The following is a 13,625-nucleotide window of genomic DNA, read 5'->3' as shown; positions in this document are numbered from 1 at the left end:
GGGTTTCAGCCGAGGTGGACCCACTTCGCGACGCTGGGCACCCCGGCGGAATTCACCGCGAACAACATGTAATAGCCGTCGGGTGCGATGGCCGAGCTGTCCGGAACACGCACCGACAGACCGGAATCCGCATGCGTCACCGGCAGATCGATCACCCGCTCATTGGTGTCGGTGACATGGGTGATCGCCGCCGGGGTCAGCAAGCGCATGGACTTCACGTCGGCCGCCCCCGGCTCGGTGGCCAGGCTGCTCCCCACCTGATAGTCGAAGGTCTCACCGCGCCGGATCTCGGCGGGTCCACCAGTGATTACCGGCCGCGCCACCGTGCTCCCGTCCGACTTGTATAGGTAAGGCGGCGTATAGATTTCGATCCGCCGCTCGAACTTGCCGGGCAGCGTGTTCTTCTTGTCCGCGAACAGCGGATTGGACCCCTCGGTCATGATCTGCCCGGACGGCAGCAGCACCGCCGTCGAGTGATAGTCGCGGCCCACGGTCGGATCGGCCATGGGATGCAGCCCGCCCTGCTGATCGAGTAGATACGCGGCGAGAATGTCACTGGCCCCGCGCCCGCGATAGTCATTGGCCCCGTTGGTGATGAACACGTCCCCGCTGGGCAGCGGCACCAGATTGGGATACCGCGTGCCCTGCGGCAGGACCGCGAGGGGCTCGAACTTCGGCTGTGCCGCCTTCAAGTCCACGATGTCGATGCGCCCGGTCGACAGCGCCGAATCACCCACGCCGCCACCGCCGACCACGAGCAGCCGCTGATCCTGCACCGGCCCCAGCCACGTCGACGACCCGGTCTCGAGCATGTTCGGATCCCGCAGCCCCGGAACGAGATCGAAGGAGTTGTCGTTCAGATTCCAGATCGCGGGATCGCGATACTGTTCGGCCGGACCCCACCCCGTGCTCGGCCCGCTGAAGAACAGCCGCCCCGGCGTCGCGGTCTGGAACACCGCCGGATAGGTGGGCAGATTGCGGCGCAGATCGTCGCGCTCCACCCATTTCCTGGTCGCCGGATCGTAGATCTCGGTCTGCCCGTCCAGGATTCGCCCCGACCCGTCCAGTCCGGAGGTGACCATGACCTTCCCGTCGGCGAGCCGGGTCAGCGTCGGATACCAGCGGGCGTAGTTCATGCTGCCCACCGCCTCGTAGGTCTCCGTCCACGGATTGAACAGATACGAGGCGTCGATCCCCTGGTATTCCTTCTTCTTCAACGCCATCTCCGGCGCGAACCCGTACAGGTTCTGCTGCTGGGCGTAGGTGAGCCCGCCGATCAGGTAGTGGTCGTTGTGATCCCATACGCCGTCGGTGCCGGTTGCCTCGGCCGAGACGTACACATTGCGGTCGGTCGCGGAGACCTTGTAGGTGACCGGGTCCTTCACCGCGGGCGGCACGGTGATATCGCGGTCGGAGCGATAGACCTTGCCGCTGTCCTTGCCCGTGAAAGTCGTTCCCTTGGGCACGAATCCGGGGTGGTCGGGGTCCTCGTTGCGGACGGTCATGTACCCGCCCGCGTGGGTGAGATTCTCCGGCAGCACCTCGTAGCTGCCCGTCCCGCCCGCGATCAGCACGGTGCCGTCGGCCAGGAACGCCTGGTCCGAACAGAACAGATCCACCGGGGTGTCGATCCGCTTGGCGGTGCGCGTCTCCGGATCGAAGATCAGCGAGTTGTAGATGCTCTTGTCGGAATTGTGGTGGTCGTTGCCGCTGCCCGCGATCAACAGCACCTTTCCGGTCGGCAGCACCACCGAGTGAATGATGTTGGCGTCGATGTCCTTCGGTAGCGTGACGACTTCCCACTTGCCGTACTGCGCCTTGTAGGTGTCGGAGTTGATGAGTCGATTGTGCTGGAACCGGTGGTAGAGCGCCGCCACGGTCGCGGTGGTCGCGATGGCGAGGGTGCCGACCACCACCGCCGTGACCACCCAGCGGACGAATCGGGTCGGCGTCTTCTTCAGCACGCCCGTTCCTCCTCGGCGGGCTCGACCACCACGAGGGCCGCGGTGGCACCGGCCTTGCGGCGCGCGTTCCAGGCCACGAAGAGCGGATTCAGCTTCCACACCAGAATCGGCGCGGCCGAGATGAGCGCACCGAACACCGGCCACATGAGGGTGGCCGCCGCCGCCCAGCCGCGCACGGTGGTGAGCACCGCGACGGTGACGTAGAAGACCAGCCAAAGCAGATTCAGCCGAAAGGTGAACCAGCCGTCGCCGCGGCTCTTGGCACCCTTCGGCGTGACATCGAATCCGACCGGCCGCCGCAGCAGACACTTGACCAGCGAATTGGCGTACACCGGCGCGGTGATGACACTCATGAACATGCCGTAGACGCCCCACGAATTGGTCGTCTCGTACGGGCTCACATTGTGCCGGCGCACCCAGGTGTAGAGCGTCATCTGGCTGACCGACGCCCAGCCGTAGAACAGGAACCAGCTGTCCGGCGACACCACCGCGCCACTGACGCCGTACCAGCTGAAGATGGCGACATTCGCCGCGCCCAACAGCCACACCGCCCCCATGACCGGGTAGAACGCCATGAGCAGCAGGTAGTGCACGATCCGCGCCGGGGTCCGCCACATGCGCAGCATCTGCCACACGAACGGCCCGAACAGCATGTGCTCGATCGCCCCACGCGCCCAACGGTTCTGCTGCTTGTAGAAGTCACCCCACGACGCCGGTCCCTCGCCGTGCGCGAGCAGGTCGGGGGTGTAGACGCCCTTCCAGTACCGCCGGGTCGCCGGATTGCGTTGCGGCAGAATGGCGAAACTCGTCGCCATGTCCTCGGTGATGGAGGGCTGGATGCCGCCGATCGCGCTGAGCACGCTCATGCGGATGGCGTAGCTGGTGCCCACCAGCATGGGCGCGCCGTGGGCATTGGCCGCGGTCTGGATCAGGCTGTGGAAGACGAACTGCTGGCTCTCGGCCAGCTTGGCCACCACATTCTCCTCGGCGTTCGCATACGCCTGCGGGCCGGCCACATACGCCACGTCCGGGTCGTTGAAATAGCCGAGCATCCGCTCCCCGAACTCGGCCATCGGCGTGTGGTCCGGGTCGATGCCCATCACCACGTCGTAGCGCGGCAGATCCGTGTCGGCGCGAATCATGTCCAGCCCGGCATTGATATTGCCGAATTTGGTGCGGGTTTCGAACGGGCCCTTCCGCTGGTGATATTCGGCCCGGTCCGCGCGCGTCAGATACCGCACCCGATTGCCGTGCCGCCGGTCGACCGCGGCCACCAGCTTGGCGACCTTGTCGGGCTGATCCGGATCGCCCTCGTCGAGCACGAACACATCGAACACACCGGGATGGCGATGCCGGATCTCCTTGGCCGCCAGCAGGGTTCGCTCCAGCACCGCGATGTCCTCGCTGCGCGGCACGAAGGTGATCAGCAGCGCCACGTTCATTCCCGCGCGGGCGCGGATGGGCACCGGCTTGCGCGCCAGGGCCGTCGTCAGCGACATGGCTAGCACCAGTGCGAAGCGAATCGCCTCGACGGTGACCACCAGCGTCACCATGATGATGGCGATGGTCCCGAACTGCTCGTACTTGTCCTGCGCGCCGAGACCGTTGTCGACCAGCCACAGCACATACCCGCCGCCGAGCCCCGCCGAGGCCAGCGAGAGCGTGACCGTCAACAGCCGTCGTCGCCGACCCTCGAGATGCCGGAACGACACCACATCCCCGAACCCGTCGAGAATCTCACCCGTGACCGTCGCCTTGGCGGCCCGTCCGGCCGCCAAATCCCGTGCACCGTAAGATTCTTCGGTACCATTCGGGTCGACCCGACGTGGGTTGCGAACCCTCGGGCCCCGCGGGACCCTCGAAAAATCCACCGACAGCAACGTTTCCCCCCTGCAGAAGCGGGCCCCACCACGCGAACTTTCGCTCCACGCCGAACGCTCTTGCCAGAGATTAGCAGGTAGAAGCGTCGAGCGCCGATCGATCCGTTTGGGCCGCAAAGGTTTACGGGACAGGTGCACGCTTGATGTAGCACGATCGGCCACGCTGCCGAACCCACACGCTCGGATATTCGGTGTGGCTTGGTATTCCGTTTCATTACCGTTCGCAATGTTCGCCCTGATCCGCGCCTATACGGGCTGGTCGGTTGAATATCTGAGGCCGGTAGGCTGGCTCCCGTGAGCACATCCAAGATCGTTCTCGTGACCGGCGCGGGTACCGGGCTGGGCCGGGCCGTGACCCACGCGCTGACAGCTGCCGGGCATCAGGTCCTCGCCGTGGGCCGTACCGCCGCCACGCTGGAGGAGTCGGTGGCGGCCGCGCCGGGGCCGGGGACCGCGGAGGCCTACGTCGCCGATGTGACCGATGCGGCGGCGGTGGTCGCGTTGTTCGGCCATATCGCGCAGCGGTGGGGACGGCTGGACGCGTTGTTCAACAATGCCGGAATCTTCGGGCCCGCCAAGGCGATCGACGAGGTGAGCGTCGACGAGTGGAAGCAGGTCGTGGACGTCAATCTCACCGGTGCGTTCCTGTGCGCGCAGGCGGCGTTTCGGATGATGAAGAACCAGGATCCGCGGGGTGGGCGGATCATCAACAACGGTTCCATCTCCGCGCACACGCCGCGGCCGCACACCGTGGGGTACGCGGCCAGCAAGCACGGCATCACCGGGCTCACGAAAGCACTCGCGCTGGAGGGTCGCGCGCACAATATCGCGGCCGGGCAGATCGATATCGGCAATGCCGCAACGGAACTCACCGCCGGGATCGCCTCGGGCTCGTTGCAGGCCGACGGGAGCATTCGGCCCGAACCCACGATGGATGCCGCGCATGTGGCCCGGGTCGTGGCCCAGCAGGTCGAACTGCCGTTGGACGTGAACGTGCCGTTCCTGACGATCATGGCCACCGGCATGCCCTACATCGGCCGCGGCTGAATGTGATTCACCGGCTCAGCGCGGTCACCTCGGCCATGTGCGAGTGCTTCTCCGGATTGCGCACCGAGTAGATGCCGGTGATCAGCCCGTCGTCGATGCGCAGGGCCATGACCGTGTCGAGCTCGCCGAGCCGCCGCACCACCAGCGCCGGATGGCCATTGACCACCGTGGTATCGAAGGCCACCTCCGGCCCGAGGGTCTGCCAGCCCTTGATGAGCAGCCGCGCCACCTTGTCCGCGCCATTGATCGGCTTCGGCAGCGCCGAGCGGATGCCGCCGCCGTCGCCGAGCGCCACCACATCCGGCGCGAGCAGATCCAACAGGGTTTGCAGATCACCGGTCTCGACCGCGCGATGGAACGCGTCGAGCACCTCGCGCGACTGCGCCGGCGACACCGTCCCGCGCGGACGACGCGACGCCACATGAGCGCGGGCCCGGTGGGCGATCTGCCGGACCGCGGCGGGCGTCTTGTCGACCGCCTCGGCGATCTCCTCGTAGGGCAGATCGAAGACCTCGCGCAGCACGAACACCGCCCGCTCGGTCGGCGTCAGCGTCTCGAGCACCAGCAGCATGGCCATCGAAACGCTTTCGGCCAGTTCGACATCCTCGGCCACATCGGGTGCGGTCAGCAGCGGCTCGGGCAGCCACTGGCCCACATACGACTCCTTGCGCCGCCCCAGCGTCCGCAACCGGCCCAGCGCCTGCCGGGTGGTGATCCGCACCAGATAGGCCCGCTGATCCAGGACGGTGTCCAGATCCACCCCGACCCAGCGCAGCCACGTCTCCTGCAGCACGTCCTCCGCGTCCGCCGCCGACCCGAGCATCTCGTAGGCGACGGTGAACAGCAGATTCCGGTGTGCGACGAACGCGTCGGTCGCGGCGGTGGTCATGGGTGCCTCCTGACTCTGAAACTTCTCACCCACAAGACACCACACGTACCCGATCCGTGACACTCGAACAAACGTTCTACTCGAGGTATCGTACCGGCCCATGCCGGAACTCTCACGACGCGACTGGGCGACGATGAACCTCGAGGAGGTGCGGCGGCAACTGCTCAAGGCCGCCGCCTTCGGCAAGGCCCTCTCGCCCGAGCAGTTGGAGAACGCGGCGGGCAAGATTCGCGAGGGTCTGCGCATCTTCCTCGAGGAAACCGAGCACCTCGACTAGGCGGGCGCGGGCCGGGTGCCGCGCAGGAACGAGCAGGCCAGGCAGACCAGCCCGAAGAACAGGTAGCCGAGGGCGACCTTCGGGGCGGCGGCCCAGGCGACCTCGCCGGCGTGGATCAGGCCGATGAAACTCAGCGCGGCTCCGACGAGCGAGGCGAGAGCGGCTGCGCGGAACCGTTTTTCGAGGACGAAGGTGACCATGGTGCCCAGCACGAGACCGGCCAGCACCGCCCCGTCGCCGAGCGTCTTCAACCCGTCGTAGACCACCCCGGCCTGTCCCAGCGCGCCCATGCCGACCTTGTCGGCGGTGGTGCCCGCCGCGCTGAGCGCATTGTCGATCTGACCGACACCCCATTCCGCGAGATTCGGCAGCAGCGCGGCCACCACCGCCACCGCGTGCAGGCGCGGCACCGCCTGGAATGCCTGCGCGCCGATCAGCAGACCGATGTAGAGCAGGATCGGAACGATCGCCGGAATCGGCAGCAGGGTGGCCAGCACCCCGAAAAGCCCCAGCAGACACATCAATCCGATGACCGCGCCACTGGCCAGGGAGTAGCCGGTGCGCCCGCCCGCGTCCTTCCAGCCCGGATGTCCGATGTACACCGCGGGCGGAAACGGTGAGCCGAAGCCGGAGCCGATGATCGCGCCGCAGCCGTCGGCCAGCAGCACACTGCGCAGGTTGTAGTTGTCGCCCGCCGCGGCCGCGCTCTCCACATTGCTCATGGCCTCGGTGAAGTTGTAGACGCCCAGGGGAATCGCGGTGGCCAGCAGCGGGGCCAGATGCGAGAGTCCGTCGAAGAGCAGGTGCAGCCGCAGGTCCGGCAGTCCGAGCGCGATATCGTGCGCGGCCTTGGACACGTCCGGCACCGACATGTAGCCGCCGATCCAGCCGATGGCGGTGCCGACCAGCAGCGCCACCAGGCCGACCGGAACATTGCCGGGCAGCCGCACATCGGTGAAGAAGCCGATGAGAATGATGGCCAGCACCGGCAATCCGATCCAGGCCGCCTCCCACATCTGCGCGGCGGGCCGCATGGCGATGAAGGTGATGGAGATACCGGCCAGCGTGCCCAACATGGCCGCGCGCGGCGTGATCCGGCGGATGAACGGGCCCACGAACGCGCCGATCATGACGATCACGCCGATCATGAACGCCCACGCCAACCCCGCCGACCACGCCCGCATCGGGTCGTTGGTCTTCAGGTAGATGGGCAGCATGACCACGAACACCACGATGAACATGTGCGGCACGCTCGGCCCGTAGGGCAGCGCGGTCACCGTCGCGCGCTGCTCGCGCCGGGCCAGGCGGCGCGCCAGCATCATGTAGTACAGATTGCCCAGCACCAGCGCCACACCCAGCGCGGGCAGCACCGTGCCGAGCACATCGGCGCTGGGAATCTTGACCACCGCGATCGACAGCGTGGTCAGGGTCAGGACATTGACGAGGATATTGAACGACAGGCCGAAGAAGGCATTGGTATCGCCGCGGGTCCACCACGGCAGCGGCAGCGGTGCGGCAGCGCCGGTTTCATCGGGCAGCTGGGTATCGACGGAGGCCATGGGAGTTCCTGTTCACTGGGCCGGGGTGGGGGAGACGGCGGAATCGAGCGCGCCGATCACGGCCGCGGAGTCGGCGACCCAGCCGAAGATGCCGCCCTGGGCGGCGATCATGGCCAGGCCGACGCGCTGGAACTCGGGGAAATACGAACCGACACAGTCGGAGACGACCAGGCACTCGTAGCCGCGGTCGTTGGCCTCGCGGACGGTGGTGTGCACGCACACCTCGGTGGTGACGCCGGTGACGAGCAGTGAGCGGATACCGTTGCGCGCCAGGACATCCGAGAGGTCGGTGGCGTAGAACGCGCCCTTGCCGGGCTTGTCGATCACCACCTCGCCGTCGATCGGCGCGAGCTCGTCGACGATGTCGTGGCCGCACTCGCCGCGGATCAGGATGCGACCGAAGCGGCCGGGATCGCCGATGCGCTGGGAAGGATTGCCCCGCACCAGTTTCGCGGGCGGGCAGTCGGAGAGGTCGGGCAGGTGACCCTCGCGGGTGTGGATCACGGTGATGCCGGCCGCGCGGGCGGCGGCGAGCAGCGCGGCCAGGGGTTCGATGACGGTGCGCAACAGCCCCACGTCATTGCCGAGGCTCTCGCCGAAGCCGCCGGGTAGCAGGAAGTCGCGCTGCATATCGATGACGACCAGCGCCACGGTGGTCGGATCGAAGGTGAAGTCGCCGGGTTGGGCCGGAATGTGGTGGGCTGCCGTCATTGTCGTTCCTTCTGTGCGAGCCGGAAATCCTGCGCCAGGGCCTGGCGCGGCTCGTCGAGCAGGCGGGCGGCCGCCGCGAGCACGGTGTCGTCGGCCAGCGCCGGGCCGAACACCATGACCGCCAGCGGGCGGCCGTCCGCCGCGGTACCCATGGGCACCGAAATCGCGGTGAGGTCGAGGAGATTGCCGAAGTGGGTGTAGTGGCCGAGCCTGGTGTTGGTGGCGATGGGATCGCCCTGCACCTGCGCGACGGTGAACGTGGTCCCGATGGTGGGCACCACGACCACGTCGAAGTCCGTCCACAGGCGAGCGACCTGCGCCTTGAGCTCCTGGAGCCGCTGCTGGGCCCGGAAAACGTCCACGGCGGTGAATCGGAAACCGCCGGTGAGGATTTCGCGAATGACCGGCAGGATCGAATCCGGTCGCGCGGCCAGGAAGCTCTCGAACTCCACCAGCCGCTCGGCCACCCACGGCCCCTGATACAGCAGCTCGCCCGCCGCCAGGAACGGCGTGAGCGTGGTTGGCACACAGTCGAATCCGCGCCGGGCCAACCCGTCGCGCACATTCATATGCCCGGCCCGGAACACCTCGTCCCCGAAGAACTCCAGCTCGGCGGCCTCGGGCAAGCCGATTCGCAGCCGCCCGCCGCGGTGTCGCGGCCCGCGCTCGCGGCTCCACGGATCGTCGGTGTCGACACCGGCGACAATGTCGAAGACGAGATCGAGATCGGCCACGGTCGTCGCCATGAGCGTCAAGCAGTCCAACGACTTACACGCCGGAACCAACCCGACCGTACTGATCAACCCCCGCGACGGCTTCCATCCCAGAATCCCATTGAGCGCCGCGGGCACCCGCCCCGACCCGGCCGTATCCGTCGCCACACAGAACGCCACCTGCCCCAACGCCACCGCCCGCGCCGACCCGGAACTCGAACCCCCGCAAATCAATTCACCCCCGAACACACTGCGCGGAATCGGATACGGCGTCCGCGTCCCATTGAGCCCCGTCGCGAACTGATCCAAATTCGTCTTCCCCACGAACAGCGCCCCCGCATCCAGCAGCCGCTGCACCGCGGGCGCGGTCTCGGTCGCCACATACGCGAAGTCCGGACAGGCCAAGGTCGTCGGCCACCCCGCCACATCGATGGAATCCTTCACCCCGAACGGAACCCCATACAGCGGCAACGTCCGAGCCCCCGGCCGCCGCTCGATCTCCCCGGCGGCGGCCACCAACTGCTCCCGCGGCACGGCCGTGATCCACGTCCCGTCATCCCCCCGCGCCGCCATGGCGTCCGCCACCCGCACCGCCGTCTGCGTCGGTGAGCCACTACCACTTTCGTGCGAAGCCAGAATCTCGACGACGGTGGGCCCAGGGTTCAACATCCGTCGATTGTCGACACGACATGTGAAGCCGACGGTCCCGCCGTGTATCCGCTGTGTTAGAGCAGGGTTGGTCGCGCTGGAATCAGCCTGATGGCCGGTGCAGTCGAATCAGTTCCGCGGCCATGGCTTTCGCGCGTCGGGCGGCTTGGCGGTCGCCCTCGGCGGCGGCGATGACCGCGCCCTTCATGAGGATGTGCCAGCAGCGCGCGAAGTTGTCAGGGTCGGCGAGGCCCGCTCGTTCGGCGCGGGCGTGGACGATGTCGCGGATTGTTTGCAGGTGTTCGATGCCCGCGCGGCCGAGGGGGTGGTCGGCACCCATTTCGAGTAGGACATTGATGAACAGGCAGGCGTCGAAATCGGCGCTCGCGATCCATTCGTCGAAGACGTCGAAGATGGCGAGCAACTGTTCTTCCGGGGTGGTGCCGCGCAGGCGCGACTGCTCCTCGATCAATCCGAAGGTCCACAGGCGTTCGCGGCGCTCGAGCACCGCGGTGACCAGTTCGTCCAGGGTCGGAAAGTATTTGTAGAGCGTGGGTTTGTCGACACCGGCCCGTTGGGCGATCATGTCGGCGGTCACCGCGCGCACCCCGGTTCGGGTGTACAGCTCGTAGGCGATATTCACGAGCTGATCCCGTATTCCGACAACCGTGTTCTTACTGGTCGTCATGTATGAAGTCTAGTCGTCGCGGGGGTCCTCACAGTGCGCATGCGAGGGCGGATGTGCCGGTGGAGTGGACGAATTCGCGATCGCCGTAGGCAATCGAGTTGGAATTCCACTGACCGCCCAGTTCCGTCACGAAGGTGCGGACCAGATCCATATCGCCGCGGTCGGCCACCAGGATCAGGTCACCGGACTGCGTGATCGAGCCGCCGCCGAGTCGGTCGCGGACCACGGGATCGGCGACCAGGGCATCGTGGAAGCGGGTGCGGTCGATGCCGGGCACGGTGACGGTGAAGCCGTTGGCGCGCGCGTCCTCGCCGGGCAGATATTCGAAGGTCAGCACCGATTCCTGATTGTGGCGCACGCGCAGATCGTCGGCGACCCAGCAGAGATTCTTGTAATCGGTGCAGGCCAGCTGGAACTGGCGGGACCGCTCGTAGGTGATGGCGTTCGAATCCGAGGACCAGAACACTCCGTCGACCAGTTGCGAGCCGACCGGCAGCGCCAGCTCGGTGGCGGCGGTCGCATCCACCTCGAGTTCGAACAGGGACAGCGGATCGGACAGCCGCGGATCGGCCGGATCGGTGATGGTCTCGGTATTGGTGGTGGCGAACAGCTCGCCGGTGGGCTGGGTGGGATTCCCCGGAACGCACGACGCGGGGCCGTATGCCCGGGCGGGCGCGGCGTCCGGACCGACGGCCATGGTCCCCGAGACGACGGGGGCTCCCGACATCACGAGGACAGCGGCCAGAGCAGCGGTAATGCGGGCGGTGATCATATCCAAGTCTGACCCGCGCCCGGCCGCCCCGACAGGGGGACGGCCGAATTCGGCCGAATCAGATTCGGCGATCGGCGATCCAGGAGCCATGGATGCCGCCGGGCACGCGTCGCGGCAGCTCCACCGCCGCGATCGGGTCCGCGGTGATGTCGTGGGCATCGAGGATCAGCAGCTCGGACGTTCCGCTGCGGCCGTCCCCGACCAGGGTCAACAGATAGCCGTCGTCCTCGCCGCTGGCGTCCGCGGCGGGAACGAACACCGCCTCGCCGGGAACGCGACCCGCGCCGGTGCGGGCGAGCTCGCGGCCGCCGGTGTCGTTGTCGTACTTGACGATTCCCATGCCGTCGTGGCCGGAGCCGGGGAACGCGACCGCATAGCTGTAGCGATTGCGGCGGCCGTGGAACTCGTCATTGATGGTGGGGAAGTCGGTGATCAGCTCATCGAGCAGCTCCTCCCGGGCCCGGGCACCATGCGGATCGAGGGTGTAGCGGTACTGGAGCGCGCCGCCATTCGGGGTGCTCGGATGGCCGGGCGCGCCGATCCACCACTTCCACGAGGTCTCCCAGGCGGAACGATCGAAACGCGGACCCTCTACCACGACGCGTCCGGCGGCGTCCTCGTAGGTGTTCGAAACGTGCAGCAGCGCACCGGGATCGACCTCGTACCAGCGGACCGGGCCGGTGCCCGAGCGCGGCAGCAGACCGATGCGCGGGGTGTAGGCATCGCTCCAACGGTAGGGGATGCCCGAGGTCTCGGCGGGATCGAACACCACCGACATGTCCAGCCACACCACATAATTCGCGGTGATCCCGAAATCGTGCATGAGCGACGGTCCCGCCCCCTCGACCACCCGCTGATGGCGGACGTCCCCCTCCGCGGACGCGATGTAATAGGTCAGATGCGGCGCGATGGGGGAGTAGGCGAAGAAGTGCAGCTCCCCGGTGACCGGGTCCTGCTTGGGATGCGCGGTCATGGCGGTGGTCAGCCTGCCGCCGAAGTCGTACGGGCCGACCGTGTCCAGCTCCGGCGTCATCTCGAACGGCAGATTGGCCTCCTGCAAGGCCAGAATGCGCCCGGCGTGCTCGATGATGTGGGTGCCCAGCGATTGCGATACCACTCGGCCCGGCCGTCCCGCAGCCGCAAGCCGTGAATCATGCCCGCGCCCTTGAACCAGTGCGTGGGTTCGTCACCGGGCCGCGGATTGTGGCCGTTGCGGAAGTAGCGGCCCGCGAGCTCGGCGGGAATGGCGCCGCGCACGGTCAGATCGTGGGCGGTGGTCTCGTCCGGGACGGGCTCGTAGTGGCCGGTGAGGTAGGGCTTGGACAACATCGGGATCTCCATCAGGTGGTGCGGTGGTGAGCGGAAAGGGGTCTGCGATCAGCGGCCGTCGGCGACGAGCACGACTTTGCCGGTGACGGAATGGGATTCGGCGGTGGCGAGCGCCTGCGCGGCCTGCGACAGCGGGAACCGCGCCCCGACCTGCGCTGTCAGCTGTCCCCGGGCGGCCAGATCCAGGACCGCGCTCAGATCCTCGGCGAGCTGCGACCGGAACTTCGCGAGCCGCCGCTTGCCCGCCCAGATGTTGTAGAAGTGGGTGCGGCGGCGGTTGGGCAGCGCGTTCCACAGCAGCAGCCGACCGACCAGAAGCAGTACGGGCAGACGGGAATTGCCCGCGTCGTCCTTGGTGGCGGCGGTCCCGTAGGCGACCAGCGTCCCGCCCGCGGCCAGCAGCCCGAACGAGTCGACGATGCCCGGCCCGCCCACATGATCGAACACCGCGTCCACGCCCGCGGGCGCGAGCGCGCGCACCTGCGCGACGATATCGCCGCGATAGTCCACCGGCTCCGCGCCCAGCGCCCGCACCCGCTCGGCATTGCGCGCCGAGGCCGTCCCGATCACCCGCGCCCCGGCCAGCCGCGCCAACTGCACCAGCGTCGACCCGACCCCGCCATTGGCCCCGTGCACCAGCACGGTCTGCCCGGCCCGCACCCGCGCGATCCGGTGCAGCATCTGCCAGGCCGTAATCCCGTTCACCACAAAGGTTTCCGCGTCGGCGGGATCCAGCCCGGCGGGCACCGCCACCAGATCCGCCGCGTCGAGGAGCACGTGGCTGCTCCACCCGCCGATCTTGGTCAGTGCCGCGACCCGGGTCCCGACCAGACCGGCCTCGACCTCGGGCCCGACCGCCTCGACGGTGCCGACCAGGTCGTAGCCGGGCACGAACGGGTAGGCGGGCTGGTCGTAGTACTTGCCGCGACGCATCTGCTGCTCGGCGAAGGAGACCCCGCTGGCCTCGACCCGCACGAGCGCCTGCCCGCGGCCGGGCGCGGGGAGTTCGCGATGGGTGATGAGCAGTCCCTCGGGCTCGACCTGCCCGGGCAACACGATTTCCAGGGCGGTGGTGGTGGCGTTGATCGACATTGTCTCGATCCTTTCGAAATAGGTGAGTGACTGGTCAGTCACCCGATGGTTCAAAA

Annotated in this window: 11 protein-coding genes and 1 pseudogene; 2 read left to right on the top strand and 10 right to left on the bottom strand. The window is 67.5% G+C overall.

The window, feature by feature from the left end; genetic code table 11:
• Positions 1-5 precede the first annotated feature (5 nt).
• Entirely contained in the window at positions 6-1,964 is a 1,959-nt protein-coding gene (locus VMT65_RS11285; RefSeq protein WP_326308043.1) for a galactose oxidase-like domain-containing protein, read from the bottom strand.
• Positions 1,958-3,742, bottom strand: a complete 1,785-nt coding sequence (locus tag VMT65_RS11280) for a glycosyltransferase family 2 protein (protein ID WP_326308042.1) — start codon at positions 3,740-3,742, stop codon at positions 1,958-1,960. The genes VMT65_RS11285 and VMT65_RS11280 overlap by 7 nt, the downstream gene beginning before the upstream one ends.
• Positions 3,743-4,129: 387 nt before the next feature.
• Here VMT65_RS11280 and VMT65_RS11275 point away from each other — a divergent pair, with 387 nt between their 5' ends.
• On the top strand, positions 4,130-4,891 hold the full coding sequence (locus tag VMT65_RS11275) for an SDR family oxidoreductase (protein WP_326309148.1): 762 nt from the start codon (positions 4,130-4,132) through the stop codon (positions 4,889-4,891).
• A 7-nt stretch (positions 4,892-4,898) separates the two neighbouring features.
• Here VMT65_RS11275 and VMT65_RS11270 read toward each other — a convergent pair whose 3' ends face one another.
• Entirely contained in the window at positions 4,899-5,780 is an 882-nt protein-coding gene (locus VMT65_RS11270; protein WP_326308041.1) for an RNA polymerase sigma-70 factor, read from the bottom strand.
• A gap of 100 nt (positions 5,781-5,880) precedes the next feature.
• Here VMT65_RS11270 and VMT65_RS11265 point away from each other — a divergent pair, with 100 nt between their 5' ends.
• Positions 5,881-6,057 (top strand): DUF6374 family protein, encoded by a 177-nt coding sequence (locus VMT65_RS11265; RefSeq protein WP_326308040.1) that lies wholly within the window; start codon positions 5,881-5,883, stop codon positions 6,055-6,057.
• Here the strand turns inward: VMT65_RS11265 and VMT65_RS11260 are convergent.
• The 7 genes and pseudogenes from VMT65_RS11260 to VMT65_RS11225 all read right to left on the bottom strand — a co-directional run bounded on the left by VMT65_RS11260 (position 6,054) and on the right by VMT65_RS11225 (position 13,569).
• Complete coding sequence (locus tag VMT65_RS11260) at positions 6,054-7,616, bottom strand: regulator (protein ID WP_326308039.1); 1,563 nt, start codon at positions 7,614-7,616, stop codon at positions 6,054-6,056. The genes VMT65_RS11265 and VMT65_RS11260 overlap by 4 nt on opposite strands.
• A gap of 12 nt (positions 7,617-7,628) precedes the next feature.
• Positions 7,629-8,327: a cysteine hydrolase family protein gene (locus tag VMT65_RS11255; RefSeq protein WP_326308038.1), complete on the bottom strand. Its 699-nt coding sequence runs from the start codon at positions 8,325-8,327 to the stop codon at positions 7,629-7,631.
• A complete protein-coding gene (locus tag VMT65_RS11250; protein WP_326308037.1) occupies positions 8,324-9,709 on the bottom strand; it encodes an allophanate hydrolase in 1,386 nt (461 codons plus the stop codon). The genes VMT65_RS11255 and VMT65_RS11250 overlap by 4 nt, the downstream gene beginning before the upstream one ends.
• Positions 9,710-9,791: 82 nt before the next feature.
• Positions 9,792-10,376: a TetR/AcrR family transcriptional regulator gene (locus VMT65_RS11245; RefSeq protein WP_326308035.1), complete on the bottom strand. Its 585-nt coding sequence runs from the start codon at positions 10,374-10,376 to the stop codon at positions 9,792-9,794.
• Positions 10,377-10,404: 28 nt separating this feature from the next.
• Positions 10,405-11,103 (bottom strand): hypothetical protein, encoded by a 699-nt coding sequence (locus VMT65_RS11240; RefSeq protein WP_442790242.1) that lies wholly within the window; start codon positions 11,101-11,103, stop codon positions 10,405-10,407.
• Positions 11,104-11,206: 103 nt separating this feature from the next.
• Positions 11,207-12,477, bottom strand: a pseudogene (locus tag VMT65_RS11235) (carotenoid oxygenase family protein).
• 48 nt (positions 12,478-12,525) lie between these two features.
• Positions 12,526-13,569, bottom strand: a complete 1,044-nt coding sequence (locus VMT65_RS11225; protein WP_326308031.1) for a medium chain dehydrogenase/reductase family protein — start codon at positions 13,567-13,569, stop codon at positions 12,526-12,528.
• Between the last annotated feature and the right edge of the window lie 56 nt (positions 13,570-13,625).

Source organism: Nocardia sp. CDC153 (assembly GCF_035818515.1).
GTDB lineage: Bacteria > Actinomycetota > Actinomycetes > Mycobacteriales > Mycobacteriaceae > Nocardia.
Note: the sequence above shows the minus strand (reverse complement) of the source record. Positions and strands in the feature narration are given on the sequence as shown.

Bases quoted from the DNA above. Each gene is read 5' to 3' on its own strand.
- VMT65_RS11270 (WP_326308041.1), bottom strand. From the start codon at position 5,780: ATGACCACCGCCGCGACCGACGCGTTCGTCGCACACCGGAATCTGCTG.
- VMT65_RS11265 (WP_326308040.1), top strand. From the start codon at position 5,881: ATGCCGGAACTCTCACGACGCGACTGGGCGACGATGAACCTCGAGGAG.
- VMT65_RS11260 (WP_326308039.1), bottom strand. From the start codon at position 7,616: ATGGCCTCCGTCGATACCCAGCTGCCCGATGAAACCGGCGCTGCCGCA.
- VMT65_RS11255 (WP_326308038.1), bottom strand. From the start codon at position 8,327: ATGACGGCAGCCCACCACATTCCGGCCCAACCCGGCGACTTCACCTTC.
- VMT65_RS11250 (WP_326308037.1), bottom strand. From the start codon at position 9,709: ATGTTGAACCCTGGGCCCACCGTCGTCGAGATTCTGGCTTCGCACGAA.
- VMT65_RS11245 (WP_326308035.1), bottom strand. From the start codon at position 10,376: ATGACGACCAGTAAGAACACGGTTGTCGGAATACGGGATCAGCTCGTG.
- VMT65_RS11240 (WP_442790242.1), bottom strand. From the start codon at position 11,103: ATGTCGGGAGCCCCCGTCGTCTCGGGGACCATGGCCGTCGGTCCGGAC.
- VMT65_RS11225 (WP_326308031.1), bottom strand. From the start codon at position 13,569: ATGTCGATCAACGCCACCACCACCGCCCTGGAAATCGTGTTGCCCGGG.